Below are 17,188 nucleotides of genomic sequence, written 5' to 3' on the forward strand. Positions count from 1 at the left end.
TTTCTTGAAAAGATAACGAAAATAATAGCTGTTTTCATGAAAAATTCTGTGACGATCTCTTTTCAGTATAGCTATTTCTTTTAGAATTTCAAGTTTGAAAACCACAAAAAGAAAATTTGTCATAAAAGTTTTAGAGCATTCATCTTTTGTTTATAAACAAGAACTGAGAAACCGACGATTTTTCATTAAATAAATGAAAAATCGAATCAAAAAGAAACCTTTCTGATCCGATTTTAACTACGTTATTGGTTTTTGACTTTTTCTTTTTTCATTTGTTTGCTGCGTAATTGTCCGCAAGCCGCATCAATATCTGTTCCGTGCTCTTTACGAATAACACAATTGATGCCATTCTTTTTGAGTACATCATAAAATTTTAATACCGCTTCTTTAGAGCTTCGGCTATATTGATCGTGTTCACTCACTGGGTTATACGGAATCAGATTAACATAAGAAAGTTTTTTCTTATTCCGTAGTAAATCTGCTAATTGTTGAGCATGTTCTGGTCGGTCGTTCACTTGACTCAACATAATATATTCAAATGTAACACGCCGGTTGGTTTTTTCAATGTATTCATCAATTGCTGCCATTAATTTTTCAATTGGAAAACTACGATTAATCCGCATAATTGATGTACGGACTTCATTGTTAGGAGCATGTAATGAGATTGCTAAGTTTACTTGTAGTCCACTGTCTGCAAATTCACGAATTTTTGGCACTAAACCACTTGTTGAAACTGTAATATGGCGGGCACCAATAGCCAACCCTTTATCATCATTAATCGTTCGTAAAAAGTTCATGACATTGGCATAATTATCAAATGGTTCACCAATTCCCATCACAACGACATGGCTAACACGTTCATCCAACCCACGTTCATCGAAATAATGTTGTACCCACATAATTTGGGCGACAATCTCGCCAGCAGTTAAATCTCTTTGTTTTTTTAATAGCCCGCTAGCACAAAATGTACACCCAATATTGCAGCCAACTTGAGTGGTCACACAAACAGATAATCCATATTCTTGACGCATTAAGACTGTTTCAATCATATTTTTATCTGGTAATTCAAATAAATACTTCACAGTACCATCCTGCGCTTCTTGCACAATGACTTGTTTTAATGGATTTAATAAAAAATTCTCTTCTAATAAAGTCATCAGCGATTTAGAAATGTTCGACATTTCACTAAATGAAGCAACACGTTTTGTATACAACCATTCCCACACTTGTGTTGCGCGAAATTTCTTCTCGCCATGGGCTAAAAACCAGTCCACAAGCTGTTCTCTCGTCAGTCCATAAATGGATTCTTTCTGCATTTCTTTTCCTCATTTCTGCTATTACATTCGCTTCATAACTATAACGTATTCTCACTTTGAATGCAATATCACGAAGAGCATCAAAAAAAATCGTTAAGCGTGTATACTTAACGATTTTTTATAATTAATCTTTCACTAAGTGATAAACTTTTTTGAAGTAGAACGTTCTGGCAATTAAATAGTAAACGACCTGAATCAATAAGAAAACACCTAAAACTTCCCAGCCAGCTAATTGCATTGGCTGATCTAAGACAGCATACATTGCTTTCAAAGCAACAGCTCCATGAATAAATGAAACAACAATTGGGGTAAAGAATAAAATACCTACTTGTTGGTAAATCATTTTCTTCAATTCTTTTTTCGTCAAACCAAGTTTGTAAATCATCTTGAATTTTTCAACGTCTGTATTCATATCACTGTATAAACGGAAGTATAAGAAACTACCCGCAGAGACAAAGAACACGATACCGATAAATAGTCCGACAAATAGAACTGGCGTATAATGTTGCGTAATGGCTGCCGACATTGCAGCTGTTCCTACTAACATGGGATACTTGTCACCAATGATATTTTCTGCTTTTATCAATTCTTCACGATTGGTTCCTGCTTTGGGCTGCCAAATTGTTTCTGTTTCCGCTTTGATTCCATCAGTTGAGGTACTATCTGGGATAACAACCACACCGCCAAAAGTCGGTAATACATTGGTTTCTTCTGTTTTATCAATGTTTAAAACTTGATCATTTCCCAATTGAACAGATTTGACATCTACTGATGCAGCAGAAGGAGCATCTTTTTGTGATAAATTAACTACTTTCTCACCTGTTAAAGTTGGTTCATCTATAAATTTTGCAAGTTTATTATATTCAGATGTTTTAATCAATTGGATACCGGCACTTGTTTTGTACATTGTGTAATCAATCTGATCAAACTGAATATTTTTTTCTTGGAATGTTTTTGTCGCAAATTGTTTCATTTCTTGATTTTCTGGGTTGGTCGAATCAGACAATGTCAGTTCGTACGGTACAGAACTTATTCCTTTAAAAATCATCTCGTTCACGCCGTATAACGTTCCAATGGCAGCAAAAGCGACCGTTGAAATCACCGAAACCAAGAAGAACGAACGTGCATTATCTTTCATACGGAAAGCCAAATCTGATAAAACGACCATATTGGTTTTTTTCCAAAAGATTTTTGGTTTCCGTTTTAAACGTTCAATGACAGAAACACTCAATTGGTCAAATAAGAATTTTGTCCCTAAAATAACTAAGAAAATTACTGGGAACATCACCATTAAAACTAACTGTCCCTTAGCAACTAAAGCAATTCCGTAACCGACAATTAAAAGTAACACGGCTAAGAAAGATTTAACTTTAGAGCTTTTGATTTCACCTTTACCCATTTCTCCTGCTTTTAATAGCTCTTGAAGTGTCGCTTTTGGCAAGCGGAATTGAATAAAGAAAGAAATTACTAAAAACAAGACCGCAAATGAAATGACAGTAATGATAAACGGCATCACTGGCAAATAAAAACCTAAACCTAGATGCATCAATAAATTGCTAATCCATAAAATAAACTGTGAAAATCCAACACCTAAAATGCTACCAAAAATTGTAGCAAAGAAACCAATCACTAAGTTTTCAATAAAAATCATTTTCTTTAACTGTTTTGGACTCATCCCTTGAATCATCAAGGTTCCAAACTCTTTTTTTCGAGATTGGATAAAGACATCCATCGAGTATAAAACAAATAAGAAAGAGAAACCATAGATTATAATAGCCGCAGCCGTCATTCCCATTTGTGCTTTAGGATTTAAACCATTAGCTAAGGCTGGATGAAAGACAAAACCAGTGAACGTAAAAAAGATCATCACAGAAAACATTGTACTTAGGAAATAAGCCAAATATAAATGCTTATTTCGAATCGTGTTTCTTATAACAAACTGATTAAAATTCATTATCGACACCTTCAATCTCAGCCAGTTTCATCATGATTAAATCGTAGAACTCTTTTTGATTGCCATTTTGGACAATTTCATCAATTAATTCACCATCTTTAATAAAGACGATGCGCTTGCAATAACTTGCGGCTAGCGGATCATGGGTCACCATTAAAATAGTCGCCGCTTCTTCTTCGTTTAATTGTTGTAACAAGCCCATCACATCCTTAGATGATTTCGTATCTAAGTTTCCTGTTGGTTCATCAGCCAATAATAATTGTGGATGATGAATCATTGCCCGCGCAACGGCGACCCGTTGTGCTTGTCCACCAGAAATTTCTGCAATTCGTTTTTTCAACAGATGATTGATACCTAAACGCTCACTTAATTCTGCTAATTGTCGTTTCATTACAGAGACTTTTTCTCCATCAAGCGTCAATGGCAAAACAATATTTTCTTCAACGGTTAATGTTGGCATTAAATTAAAGCTTTGAAAAACAAATCCTAATTCTGTACGACGGAATTTAGCAATTTGTTCTTGATTCAAATTGTTTGGATTTTTTCCATTTAAAAGTATTTCACCGTCTGTTGGACTATCGATTGTTGCCAATAAATTTAAAAGTGTACTTTTCCCACTTCCAGAAGGTCCCATAATACCAATAAATTCACCATCTTGGACAGTTAAATTAATCCCTTTTAAGGCTTCATATTTAATTTCGTTTCCGTAAACTTTTTTCAAATTTTGTACTTCTAACATATTTTCCACTCCTATTCTTCTCACTCATTTAGTGTATCGAAAACGAGAAAAAACGACAATAGAAAAGAATAACAATGAACTTACATTACTGTAAGTGCACTGTTATTCTTTTAAAAGTTATGCTTCATATTCAATCACATAAGGATGAATCTTCGTATTATAAATAGCTTCTGAATATTCTACGCAACGACCTGTTGGGCTTAACGAACGCCGAATTCTTTTTAAGCCCGTTGTTTCAGTTGTTTGCAACATCTTTTGCTCTGCTTCTGTCAAAGTTGCAACTTCAAAACGGTCTTCAAATTTATAAATTTCAATGGCATGGCGATCCATCAAACGATACAAGGATTCTTCTTTGTATTCAGTCAATGATACATCTTTCATGGCAGCTGGCAAATAGTAATTAAAATAAATATAGGGTTGTTCATCGATTAGATATAACCGTGAAAGGTGAACCACTTCTTCTCCTAAAAATTGATAAGCCGGCATCTCTTTTGACAACGTCAAGTTTTCAACTTGTAAAACTTTTTTAGTTACTTTCTGACCTGATTCATTCAAAAATTCAGTGAACGTCCCTGCTTTTGATAGTTTATTATAGGGACGATTGCTTAAAACAGTTGTGCCCCGGCCACTTTTTTTCTCAACAAATTCTTCCGTTGCTAACATTTCGATTGCCCGCCGAATCGTAATTTTACTAACGTTAAACATCTCTTCCAATTCTGTTTCTGTTGGTAAAAACGTTCCTACTGGATACTTGCCACTCAAAATATCTTCTTTAATCTGATCTGCTACTTCTAAATAAAGCACGCTCTTTCTTCTCATGATACGCTCCCTCCCAACCGCACTATTCCTTTCTATTTTACCAGAAAATGATGATTATAACATGATGCTTTGCTGAAATTATAAAAAAAGAACAAAAATAGATAAATTTATCTATTTTTGTTCTTTTTGTTTATTGTTCTGGCGTTTCAGTTGCTGCCTCTTCTGATTCCGCTTGTAGAAAGACTTTTCTTGGTTTGCTACCTTCTGATGGTCCAATAACTCCGTGTGCTTCCAATTCATCCACTAAGCGAGCCGCACGATTATAGCCAATTCTAAAACGTCTTTGTAGCAATGAAATACTAGCTGTTTGCATTTCAACCACCAAGTTTTTCGCTTCTTCAAACAACTCATCTTGAGGAGCTTCGCCACCGCCTGAAGTGGTCGGTTCATCTGTTGGCATCATGCTTTCTTGATATTCAGCTTCTTGTTGGTCCGTTACAAACGCAACCACTCGTTCGACTTCTTGATCAGAGATAAAGGCCCCTTGGATACGAATTGGTTTATTTTCTCCCATTGGTAAGAAGAGCATATCGCCTCGACCTAATAGTTTCTCCGCCCCGTTGGTATCAATAATGGTACGCGAGTCTGTCCCACTTGAGACCGCAAAAGCCATTCGAGAAGGGACATTTGCTTTGATGATTCCTGTAATGACATCCACACTTGGCCGTTGTGTCGCTAAAATCATATGAATACCCGCTGCCCGTGCCATTTGGGCTAAGCGGATAATCGCATCTTCTACTTCGTTACTTGCCACCATCATTAAATCAGCTAACTCATCAACAATGACAACAATAAATGGTAGAATCGGACGATTTTCGCCATCTTCCGCATTTTTCTGTTGAATTAGTTGATTGTAACCAGTAATATTTCGGACGCCTGTTGCTGCAAATTTTTCATAACGAAATTCCATTTCTTGAACTACTTTTTGTAGGGCTTGGGCCGCTTTTCTCGGATTAGTAACCACTGGCGTTAATAAATGAGGAATCCCGTTATACACATTCAATTCCACCATTTTCGGGTCAATCATCATTAATTTTACTTCATGGGGTTTCGCTTGCATCAAAATACCTGTGATGATGCCATTGATAGCAACCGATTTCCCACTCCCTGTCGATCCTGCAATTAATAAATGCGGCATTTTTGATAGATCCGCAGTTTGAACCATCCCTGAAATATCTCGACCTAAAGGTACTTCTAGTAGTTTATCTGGATGACTTGGTTGTGCCTCAACAATATCTCTAAAGGATACTGTACTAATTGCACTATTAGGAACTTCAATCCCGATTAGTGATTTGCCAGGGATTGGGGCCTCCATACGAACGTCTTTGGCCGCAAGCGCTAAAGCAATGTCATCCGTCAAGTTAACAATTTTGCTAACTTTTACCCCAACAGCGGGTTGAACTTCAAATTTTGTGACAGATGGTCCTAAACTAGCTTTGACTACTTTAGCATCAACACCAAAGCTCTTGAAGGTTTGTTCTAAGACGCCAATATTTTTTTCGATTTTTTCATATTCACTACTTTGATCCGTTGCTTGAATTGTATCTAACAAATCAGTTGGTGGTAGTTGATAATCACGATCTTCCGCTTCTTCAGAAATTTCAAATTCGAGAACACCAGCTTCATCTGACGCCTCTTCTTCCTGCTCTCGTTGCGGTTTTGTTGCTGCGATTGGTGGTACAGGCATCGCCTGATTTTGCTGTTGAAACGAATCAATTTGAACAGGCGTTGGTGCAGCCGGTTCTTCCACCATTGGTTGGTGGGTTTCAACTGGTGTTTTTGTTAAGCGCTCGGCTGCCGCTTGTTCCATGCGTTCCCGCTCTTGTAATTTTTGTTGGGCAGCGGCTTCAATTTTTGCTTGGCGTTCTGCAGCTTTGGCTTCTTTCTTCACTGCTCGCTTCGCCTCTTTTTCTTCTTGTCGCGCCTGTGATTTTGCCGAAACATGACTTAGGCGATCTTGAATACTTTGGAAATGATCAACAATTTGCTGAAAATCCCACATACTCATCAAGAAAATACCCGCTAACAGTAGCAATGTAGCAATTAAATAGCTACCAAATTGTGCCACCAAAAAGTACGTTCCTTGATAAAGCAGCGCGCCAATCATACCGCCCCCTACATTTTGCGTCACTTGGTTGGCTTTTAAATCGCTTTGCAAAAATTCCCAAGTGTTACCTAAAATATCTGGTTGACTACCACTAACATTTCGAAACATAAAGGCATGGAAAAATAACAAAACACTAATATAAATCAGAGCAGCTCCAAAAATAGGGCGCCCTCTTTTTAACGGAAAATCTTTCCCATAAATCATGACTAATAAGCCATACAGGATTAGTAAAATCGCTGCAAATGGAAAGGTATTACCTACAACTAAGCGTAAACAATTTGCTAATAACGTGCCTAAAAACCCTAAGCGAAAGAGTCCAAAGACACCGAATAAAATAAAAATCAGGCCAAGAAACATATAATTTAAACGTTCTTGTTGTTGCTGTTGATTTTTGGTCTTTTTCTTTGTCGTACTTTTTTTCTTATTTGTTGCTCTTTTTTGTGCCATTTAACTTCCCTCTTTCCATCACTTCTCATTATACATAAAAATGGAATCGAACAAAAGTGCCCACCTCATTTTACTTGAAAAATCATGGAAATTTTTTAAAAACTTTCATTTAAGAAAAATGGAACAATGGTCTCTCAACCACTGTTCCATTATTTCTTATTTTACTGATTCTTAATGGTATAAGTCGAAACGACCTTTAGCCATCATTTCTTTGGTACCACCTGTTTCAAAGAGCGCTTTGTTCATGATAATTTTTTTCATGAATGAAGCTGGGTATCCTTTAATGTCTGTTTTACCAACAATTCCTAAGGCACGTGTATTTCCGATAGAACAAACAGAACCTTGTGATTTAAAGCTGAAAGGTTTAGTTGCTTCCCCTTTCAATTGTGCTTGAATATTTTTAGCAGCATGAGCGCCCATCTTCAAGGCGATTTGTGCTGTTGTTGGGTAAGGTCGATTAGTTTCTGTATCCATAACTGCTGAGCAGTCACCAATAATATAGACGTTGCTATGGTTCGCATCTGTTAAATCTGGTTGAACCATGACACGACCACGACGAGCTTCAAAGCCAGAATCGCCTACAACGTGGCTTCCACTAACACCCGTTGTCCAAATAATTGTTTTGGCAGAAAGTTCTGCCAAGTCGCCTGCTTCGTTGTCTTGATAAACAACTGCGCCTGGTTTGATTTCTTTAATCGGTTTACCTAATAATAAATGAATAGCTGAATCTTTTAATAATTGCACACCATAGTTCGCAAGTTTTTCGTTAAACATCAGCAATAGGCGAGTAACTGCTTCGACACAATAAATTTGGATTTGATCTGCTGAGACACCTGCGATTTCAGCAAATTTTGGTTTGTTTTCAACAAGAGAACCTAATAATTCAATCCCTGTAAAGCCTGCTCCGCAGACAACAATTTTTAAGAATTCTTCGTTTTGAGTCGCTTTGTATTGACGCATTTGTTCTTGGATATGTTCATACACGTTTAAAGCCGTTTTCACATCTACCATTTGTAGAGCATGTTCTTGCACACCAGGGATACCAAATGATTCTGATTCAAACCCAAGAGAAACAACTAAGTAATCATAATTGATTGTTTGGCCACCTTCTAAAGCAACTGTTTGTGTTGCAGCATCAATTGTTTTAACTGTTCCTTGGATAAAGGTGGTCATTTTTTCATTGACAACATCCATAATATTGTATGTGATTTTTTCAGCTGGTTGTGTTCCAGCAGCAACTTCATGCAAATCCGTTGCTTCGTAGTGATAGTTGTTACGATCCACTAAAGTAATTTCGACGTCTTTGGCGCCTTTTTGTAATTCGCGTAATGTTTTTAAGCCTGCGTAACCAGCACCTAAAATAACAACATGTTTCTTATTCATTTTGATTCCCTTCCACTCTATAAAAAATTTACAGCCACCACAAACCTATGGCAAAAAATAGCACTTGTGCAGTTGCTCCCACAGCTAAGATTTTCACAGCACAAACAAATGTTTTACTCTTCACTTGTTCCTTCAGTAAGGCTTGGGTTTGTTTCCGTACAAAAGGTAAAGTTAAAAGCATGAGTAACATTGTTGGCGGGGTTAATCCTAAACCGACAGCTAACAAAATGGCTAACATTGCTATTGTATTTAATCCGACGAATAATTTCAAAGAACTTGCTTTGCCAAGGTAATGAACTAATGTATATCTCTTGTTATTTTCATCTTCCTCTAAGTCACAGATATTATTTGCTAACATTAAGTTAGCAATGTAACAAGTGTTAGGTAAGGCGACTAAGAAAATCCCCCATAAATTAGCTGCTGACCAATTGAAAACTTCAAACGTATTAATGTAGACACAAATAAGGGTAATCATGAACCCCATTGTAAATCCTGAGAAAACTTCCCCTAATGGTAGACTGGACAAAGGTTTCGGTCCTGATGAATAAAAAATACCAATTAAGTAGCAATAAAGACCCATAATTAATAACGGCCAGCCGACAATAAATGACAACCCAATCCCCATTAAAGCAGAAACGAGAATCATCCAAAAAATCATTTTGCGTATTAATGGCAAAGATAAATTTTCTCGACCGATAATATTCGTTTTTTCCTTATAATCATGAACTTCTGTGGCATGATGGTAATCATTATAATTATCTAAAATATCGACCGCCATATTAAAAATAAACATCGCAATGAAAAAAATTAAAACATAACCAACATGGAGCCGACCATATTGGTACCAACTAAAACAAATTCCTAACAAAAATGGCAAAACACTAGCTGTTTTTGCTTTTAATTCTACTAATTCAAAAAATATTTCTCGATTCAAACTATCCCTCCGCTACTTTTTTACAAACTTTGTTACTTTTAAAACTTAATTACTGTATTTCTGTCGCCAATTCGTATACAATCAAATAGTATTGAACCACTGAAAGGATCGTAGTATATTTATGAACACATTTTGGAAGTCGTTTCCTGACGTTGAACGTTCTTTAACGGAAACATGTGAATTAATTGAACAAACGTTGCATACACGCAACGAAGACATTGAAGAAGCCTTAGTAACTTTGGCTCGTTCTGGCGGCAAATTATTACGCCCCGCTTTTTTCTTTCTTTTTGCTCAACTGGGTGATGAAGAAAAACAAGAGAAACAACAACTATTAAAAATAGCTGCATCTTTGGAAATCCTACATATGGCTACGTTGATTCACGATGACATTATTGACGATTCTCCATTGCGCCGAGGCGCTGTGACTATTCAATCACAATATGGTAAAGACGTGGCTGTTTACACAGGTGATTTACTATTCACTGAATTCTTTACTTTGATTGCAGATGCCATGAATGGCTCTGAATTTATGAAAATCAATGCACAAGGAATGAAACGGTTATTACTTGGTGAACTCGATCAAATGAGTCATCGATTTGACCGCCGCATGTCGATTCCTGCTTATTTAAGAAGTGTCAACGGCAAAACAGCCGAACTTTTTTCACTAAGCTGTCTTGAAGGGGCCTATTTCGGTCATAGTTCAAAAGAAGTCCAACGTTTAGCTAAACGAATTGGCCGTCATATTGGCATTGCTTTTCAAGTCTATGACGATATTTTAGATTATACTGCCGACACGGAAACCTTGAAAAAGCCCGCTTTAGAAGACTTGTCACAAGGTGTTTATACGTTACCCCTTCTCTTCGCTTACCAAGCAGCACCTGACGTATTCAGCCCTTATTTGGATAAAGGACGCGCCATTACCTTAGAAGAAGCAGCTGAAGTTGCGGCGCTAGTCAACGACTATCATGGCGTTACAGAAGCACAAGCTTTTGCTAAAAAAGTAACCAACAAAGCAATCACTGATATTCAACAATTGCCTGATGGCACAGCAAAAGAAACCTTACTTTCCTTAACTGAGCTCTTATTACATCGTTCATTTTAAACGTTTTATGGAAGAATTGCCATTAATTGAAATAGAAAAACGACTGATTGTTTGCTTTAATCAACAACCAGTCGTTTTTTTATTCCTCGAAAGAACTAATGCCACGATCAATTCGGTAAAGTTTTTGATAATGCGCATTGGTTGCAAGTAATTCTTCTGGTGTACCACTCATCTCTAATTGGCCATCTTCAATAAAGATCACTTGATCCATCAAAGTTACGCCTTGCAAATGGTGGGTAATCCAGATGACGGTTTTATCTTTTAATGCCTCAAAAAAGGTTTCCAGCAATTGCTGTTCTGTAATTGGATCTAAACCAGTAGTTGGTTCGTCTAATAACACAATCGGTGTATCTTGCAAAAGAATCCGCGCTAGTGCCAAGCGATGTCGTTCGCCACCAGAAAAACGCAAACCTGCTTCATCCACCATTGTTTGTAAACCTTCTGGTAATTGGGCAACCATTTCTTTTAAGCCAACTTTTTCTAAAACCGCCCAAACTTCTGCTTCGCTCGCTTCTTCTCTACCAATCCGAATATTATTTAAAATGGTTGTTCGAAATAGGTACGGTGCTTGGTGCATAACCCCAATATATTCAGTCATCGTCTCTCCAAATGCCTCAGTTGGGATGTTTCCTAAAAGGATTTCTCCCGAAGTAGGCCGTAAATCACCACGAATGAGCGAAGCCAACGTACTCTTTCCGGAACCACTGCGCCCTAAAATCGCTAATTTTTGTTTTTCAGGAATTGTTAACGATAAGTCATTTAATACCTTTTTCTCTTGATTTTCATATGCAAAAGACAAATGTTCTATCGATAAACTGGTACCATTTGGCTGAACAGGCGCTTCTGTTGAGTCATCTTCCCCTTCAGGAAGCTCATTAAAACGACGAATGGAATCCTTATAAATCGTTGTTTCCTGTGCTGCAGCAGGTAGCGGAGCAAAGGCATCAATTAACGGAAAAACGGTTAAAACAAAGGCACCAATCCAATTGGCTGCGCCCCCATGATTACCTGGAAACCGCACACTAGTCCAAGCTAAGACAGCAATCGCAATCACACCAAACAGAAGTTGTAAAACAAAGTCTCGGCCACGGTTAAATTGCTTCATTTTTTCATCTAATGCACGAACGTTTGCTTCATCTGTTTCATAACGAGCAACGAATTCAGAGCCTCGTTGACTAAATACCCAATCAGACACACCTAGAATATTGTCGGTTAGTGTTTGATATAACTCATTTTTGGCATATTTATGTTTTTCTTGACGCGCACCATTCACTAGAACTGAAACAAGTGGCAATAGAAAAACAACCACTCCTAACATCAGTAACATACATAAAGCAAACCACCAAGAAAAGAAACCTAATGCAATCACTAAAAAGATATACAAAATCCAAGCAATAACGGTTGGGAAAATCGTTCGTAAATACAAGTTTTGGATATGATTAATATCCTCTGAAAGCAAACCTAAGATATCCCCAGTGCGATATTTTGTCTTAAAGAAAATCGCATCTTTTTCTAGCACATTATAAAGTTTTAAGCGCAGATCAGAGGTCATTTTTAACACCCAGTTATGACTCGTTAGACGCTCCACATAACGAAAAACAGGACGGCCAATCCCAAATGCTCTTGTTAAAACAATGGGAATATAAATTAATAAAATATTCTCTGGTAAGGAAGCCGCACGACTGATTAAGTAACCAGAAGTAAACATTAATGCCCCTGCGCTAAAGAACGTCAAGAAGCCTAAAAGTAAGGCAAAATACAAGGTTTTTTTATAGCGTTTTAAGAAAGGACGAACCCATTGATCGTTTTTCCAAACGTCTTTCGTTGTCGGCTGTTTTTCCATCATTGGCGTCCTCCTCTCATTTGCTTCATTAATTGAACATAGTAGCCATCTTTTTCAATCAACTCTGCTAGCGTTCCTTGTTCCACTAATTGACCTTTTTCCATCACTAAAATGTAATCCATTTCTTCCATCCAATGCAGACGATGTGTCGCAAAGAAGACAAGATGATTGTTCATTAATGGCAACATGCGCTCTTTCATTTCAACTTCTGTTTCAATATCCAAATGCGCTGTCGGCTCATCAAACAGCAAGACGTGGCGTTTTTGATCAACAAAGGCGCGGGCCAACGCTACTCGTTGCGCTTGTCCCCCACTTAACATTCGACCGCTTTCCCCAATCAAGGTATGAATTCCTTCGGGAAGATCTTTAACCAGCTCGTCTAAGCCAACTAACTGAATCGCTTGCTGAATCGCCTCATCTGTTGCTTCAGGTGTATAAAAGCGAATATTGTTTGCCAAAGTATCCTGGAAAATATATGGCGCTTGCGGAATATAAAGGATTTGCTTTTGCCAGTCTTTTTGTAAAAAATGTGGAATCGTTTGGCCATTTATTGCCAATTGACTCGTTTCTTCTGTTGGTAATAAAAAGCCACTTAATAAATTAATTAACGTTGACTTACCAGAACCACTCGCCCCGATAATTCCAATCTTTTTACGACCATCAACAGAGAATTGCAACGATTGAATTGCTTCTTGCGTTGCATCTTCATAGGAAAAATTTAACGCTGTGACTGACAACTGACTTTCTTGATGCCAATCATCTAACGTGAGCACATCGGTCTGTTCTGCTTCTGGCAATGCTAATACCGCTTGGATCGCTTGAAAAGAGTTTTTTCCATCTAAGGTTGCGTGATAATCACTTGAAAAATCACGAATCGGTAAAAAGTACTCGGGTGCTAAAATTAAAGTAACCAAGGCAGGAAATAATAAAATCGTGCCGTTTAATAAACTTAATCCAAGGAAAACTGCCACAACAGCTACCGATAATGTCGTAAAAAAGTCTAACGCAAAAGTTGATAAAATAGCAATTTTCAACGTACTCATGGTCGCTTTTCTGAATCGTTCACTTGTATGGTAAATACTCCCAGCATATTTTTTACTCAACCCAAACAGTTTAAGCGTGTCAATTCCTCGCAAGGAATCAATAAAATGATTGGAAAGCATTTGAAACGCAGCATATTGCTTGTCCGCTTTACTTTGTGCTGCATAACCTAACACAATCATAAAAATAATAATAATCGGAAAAACAATCAGCAATGTTACGCCTGAACGAATATCTTGTGTAAAAACAAAGGCCAAAATAATCCAAGGAATAATCATCATATTCATCATTTTTGTCAAAATCAATTGTAAATAATTTTCGGTTTGACTGATGCCTTCTAAAGCCATGGTAACCATATTTCCAGTCCCATTTTTTTGAACAACATTTGGCCCCAAACGGAAAATTTTGGTTAACAATTGTTCGCGTAATTCTTTTGAGCGTTCATAACTAAATGTATCGAGCATTCTCTCACGAAAATACGTAATAACATGTCGACCAAGATAAAAAATAAAAAAGAGTAAAATACTCTGTAGTTGTTGGTTAAGATGCCCGCCACTCCAAAGGCCGACAATGGCTTTTGAAAGAAAAAAAGCTTGCCCAATTATAAAGACTGCTTGCAGGAAAGAAAAACCTGCAAGCAAGACAAGAATTTTTTTGATTTTAGGCATCTGTAAGATGTCTTTATCAATCATAGTTTTAATACCCCTCTGGTACGGCTGTCTGTGAAATACGTTTTCTAAAAATATAATAGGACCAAGCAGTATAAGCTAACACGAATGGTAAAATGCTTAAAGAAATCCACGTCATAATTTTTAGTGTATATGGTGTGCTTGTTGCATCTTTAATCAACAAATCAAAACCTTCACTACCAATCATAACACGTGGGAACAAGCCACTGAACAAGAGAGCAACTAGTACAACTAACGTTAAACCACTCGCTAGAAAAGCTAACATCTCTTTGCGTTTAAACACCCCAACATTGGCAATGACCGTTAAGACCACAATTGCTAACGTTAAAATTAAAGTGACCGTAAAGTTCTTTTCATAAAAGTCCGTTTTGAAGTACATCAACACTGCAAAAACAACTAAACCGACATATAAAACGCCGTATAAGATTTCTGCATAATTTCGAGCACGTTCGCGAATTGGGCCTTCTGTTTTTAAAGCAATATAGTTCATACCGTGTAAGTAGCAAAGTAATGTTAAGGCTACTCCACCAACAATTGAAAACAGATTAAAATAATCCGTAAATTGCGCATGCATATTGCCGTTTGCATCTAAAGGCATTCCTTGGACTAAGCTGATAAACAAAATACCAAAGAAGAACGGTACAAGGAAACTACCAATTGATAGCGTCCAGTTCCACATCCGACGACGTTTACCTTCCGGCATTTTGTGGCGGAATTCAAAGGAAACTCCGCGAATAATTAAGCCAAATAAAATCGTAAATAGAATTAAATAGTAGCCACTAAATAATGAAGCATACCAATATGGGAAAGAGGCAAACATTGCGCCACCCGCTGTTAATAGCCAAACTTCATTTCCATCCCAAACAGGTCCAATTGTTGCAACGACTTGATCTTTTTCGTCGTCATTGTGTGCCAACGTTTGAACGGCCATTCCAACACCAAAGTCAAATCCTTCTAAGAAGAAGAAACCTGAGAACAAGACGCCGATAAGGACAAACCATAATAATTGTAGTGTACTCATTCGCCAAATACCCCCTTATCAAATGGATCCAACGCTGGTTCATTTTCTTTCGCTAATTTTTTCGCTTCATAGTCTGGTCCTTTACGTAATTCTAAAATAACCAAGTAAACCATGACACTACCTAAACCAGCAAATAATAAGAAATAAATGACATTTGACGTAATTAATGAAGCAACCGATACATTTGGTGAAACACTTTGTTCAATCGTAAATAGTCCATAAACAGTCCACGGATAACGACCTAATTCAGTGACTAACCAACCTGTTGTATTCGCAAGGAATGGCGCGAACGTACATAAAGCAACAATCCACAGCATCCATTTCTTCTCGTACAGAGATGGTTTTTTCTTCCTTGTAAAGAATAGTCCTAAGGCAGCAACCAATAACATTAAGGCACCAAAACCAGCCATGATACGGAAGCTCCAGAATAAAGTGTTAACTGGTGGATAATAATTTTTATCATCCCCATATTTTTCTACCAAACGCTTGTTGACTGTATCCATTCCATCAACCGAACCTGATAATTTGTTATACGATAAAATACTTAGCATATATGGAATATCGATACCAAAAACTTGTTTATGTTCTCGTTCATCTGCCCAAGCAATCAATGTCCAAGCAGCAGGATCATCAGAGTCTTCATAGGCCCCCTCCATCGCCGCAAATTTCATTGGTTGTCCTTCAATTAGAGCTTTCATTTGCAAGTCGCCAGCTAATAAAACGCCGATTGAACCGAACAAAGTAACCCATAAGCCAATGCGCATAGATGCTTTGTGGAATGAAATATCCCGTTTTTTCAACAATTGGAAAGCAGCCATACCAGCTACTGCCATGCCGCCCAATGTAAAGGCGCCCATGATAACGTGTGAAAATTCATACCAAACTTTTGGATTGCTGATGACAGCTACAAAGTCCACCATTTCAGCACGGCCATTATTGATGACATAACCTACTGGATGTTGCATAAAACTATTGGCAACTAAAATCCAGAAAGCAGACATCATTGAACCGAATACGACTAACCAGATAAAGGTTACGTGAACTTTCGGATTCATTTTATCCCAAGTAAAGATCCACAAACCTAAGAATGTTGACTCTAAGAAGAAAGCTAAGAGCGCTTCTACCGCCAACGGTGCACCAAAAATATCTCCGACGAATCGAGAGTAATCAGACCAGTTCATCCCAAACTGAAATTCTTGAATAATCCCGGTTACAACCCCAACAGCGAAGCTTAATAGGAATATATTTCCCCAAAACTTGGCCATTTTACGATAACGTTCCTCTTTTTTCACAACGTACATTGTTTCCATAATTGCTACAACAAGTGCTAATCCTATTGAAAACGGTACGAAGAAAAAGTGGAAAACTGTTGTCATCGCAAATTGGATTCTCGCCAATGTTACAATATCAAACATATTATTTCCTCCCTGATTTGCCTCCACACAAAGAAACAAGCTTACCTGAATTGTTCATTTCCATTAGCGATGACTCCTTTTATCTACGAAACTAAAAGAAAATTCAAGTGAACTTTTCCAAAAAGTGTGAAAATGCATGTAATATAGAATAATTCCAATCTAAGTATACAACTTTCTGATGCAGAAACCAAACAATACAGAAGCATTTCTCACAATTTTTTTAGGTGCTACCAAGATTTCTTCCCTTTCTTCTATCAATAAAAAAAGCCCTTCCTAAAAAAAGGAAGAACTAATCTCAATCTATCAACATTTTGACTTATCACTTGATTAGTTTTCGAAAATTGAAGCAGCTCGTCTTTGATGATAAAAATTCTAATC

At 37.3% G+C, this 17,188-nt stretch carries 12 protein-coding genes; 1 reads left to right on the top strand and 11 read right to left on the bottom strand.

Features of this window, described 5'->3' with window-relative positions; all coding sequences use genetic code 11:
• Positions 1–242: 242 nt before the first annotated feature.
• The 7 genes from rlmN to IGJ63_RS08205 form a co-directional block, all read right to left on the bottom strand.
• Complete coding sequence (gene rlmN / locus IGJ63_RS08175; RefSeq protein ID WP_010816625.1) at positions 243–1,316, bottom strand: 23S rRNA (adenine(2503)-C(2))-methyltransferase RlmN; 1,074 nt, start codon at positions 1,314–1,316, stop codon at positions 243–245.
• Between the two features lie 124 nt (positions 1,317–1,440).
• Positions 1,441–3,270: an ABC transporter permease gene (locus IGJ63_RS08180; RefSeq protein ID WP_002419701.1), complete on the bottom strand. Its 1,830-nt coding sequence runs from the start codon at positions 3,268–3,270 to the stop codon at positions 1,441–1,443.
• Positions 3,260–4,009 (bottom strand): ABC transporter ATP-binding protein, encoded by a 750-nt coding sequence (locus tag IGJ63_RS08185; protein WP_002419702.1) that lies wholly within the window; start codon positions 4,007–4,009, stop codon positions 3,260–3,262. Before IGJ63_RS08185 ends, IGJ63_RS08180 begins: the two co-directional genes overlap by 11 nt.
• Positions 4,010–4,126: 117 nt before the next feature.
• Positions 4,127–4,828, bottom strand: coding sequence for a GntR family transcriptional regulator (locus IGJ63_RS08190; RefSeq protein WP_002356983.1), 702 nt, complete (start codon positions 4,826–4,828; stop codon positions 4,127–4,129).
• Positions 4,829–4,958: 130 nt separating this feature from the next.
• On the bottom strand, positions 4,959–7,382 hold the full coding sequence (locus tag IGJ63_RS08195; protein ID WP_438746242.1) for a DNA translocase FtsK: 2,424 nt from the start codon (positions 7,380–7,382) through the stop codon (positions 4,959–4,961).
• A gap of 171 nt (positions 7,383–7,553) precedes the next feature.
• Positions 7,554–8,765, bottom strand: a complete 1,212-nt coding sequence (locus tag IGJ63_RS08200; protein ID WP_101732239.1) for an NAD(P)/FAD-dependent oxidoreductase — start codon at positions 8,763–8,765, stop codon at positions 7,554–7,556.
• A gap of 28 nt (positions 8,766–8,793) precedes the next feature.
• Positions 8,794–9,699: a prenyltransferase gene (locus IGJ63_RS08205; protein WP_002360016.1), complete on the bottom strand. Its 906-nt coding sequence runs from the start codon at positions 9,697–9,699 to the stop codon at positions 8,794–8,796.
• A 121-nt stretch (positions 9,700–9,820) separates the two neighbouring features.
• On the opposite strand from IGJ63_RS08205, the gene IGJ63_RS08210 reads away from it, so the two are divergent.
• On the top strand, positions 9,821–10,801 hold the full coding sequence (locus IGJ63_RS08210; protein ID WP_002360015.1) for a polyprenyl synthetase family protein: 981 nt from the start codon (positions 9,821–9,823) through the stop codon (positions 10,799–10,801).
• A 79-nt stretch (positions 10,802–10,880) separates the two neighbouring features.
• Here the strand turns inward: IGJ63_RS08210 and cydC are convergent, their stop codons facing one another.
• The 4 genes from cydC to IGJ63_RS08230 are packed head-to-tail and all read right to left on the bottom strand — an operon-like array spanning position 10,881 to position 16,810.
• The gene (gene cydC / locus IGJ63_RS08215) at positions 10,881–12,647 is read right to left on the bottom strand and encodes a thiol reductant ABC exporter subunit CydC (protein WP_002364246.1); all 1,767 of its coding nucleotides are present in this window, start codon (positions 12,645–12,647) and stop codon (positions 10,881–10,883) included.
• The gene (cydD, locus tag IGJ63_RS08220; protein ID WP_101732240.1) at positions 12,644–14,377 is read right to left on the bottom strand and encodes a thiol reductant ABC exporter subunit CydD; all 1,734 of its coding nucleotides are present in this window, start codon (positions 14,375–14,377) and stop codon (positions 12,644–12,646) included. The genes cydC and cydD overlap by 4 nt, the downstream gene beginning before the upstream one ends.
• Before the next feature lie 4 nt (positions 14,378–14,381).
• Positions 14,382–15,395, bottom strand: coding sequence for a cytochrome d ubiquinol oxidase subunit II (gene cydB / locus IGJ63_RS08225; RefSeq protein WP_101732241.1), 1,014 nt, complete (start codon positions 15,393–15,395; stop codon positions 14,382–14,384).
• Positions 15,392–16,810 carry a cytochrome ubiquinol oxidase subunit I gene (locus tag IGJ63_RS08230; protein ID WP_002356974.1) on the bottom strand — a complete coding sequence of 473 codons (1,419 nt, stop codon included), beginning with the start codon at positions 16,808–16,810 and terminating at the stop codon, positions 15,392–15,394. Before IGJ63_RS08230 ends, cydB begins: the two co-directional genes overlap by 4 nt.
• Positions 16,811–17,188: the final 378 nt, after the last annotated feature.

This window comes from Enterococcus sp. DIV1375a (genome assembly GCF_051712205.1).
Classification (GTDB): Bacteria; Bacillota; Bacilli; order Lactobacillales; family Enterococcaceae; genus Enterococcus; species Enterococcus faecalis.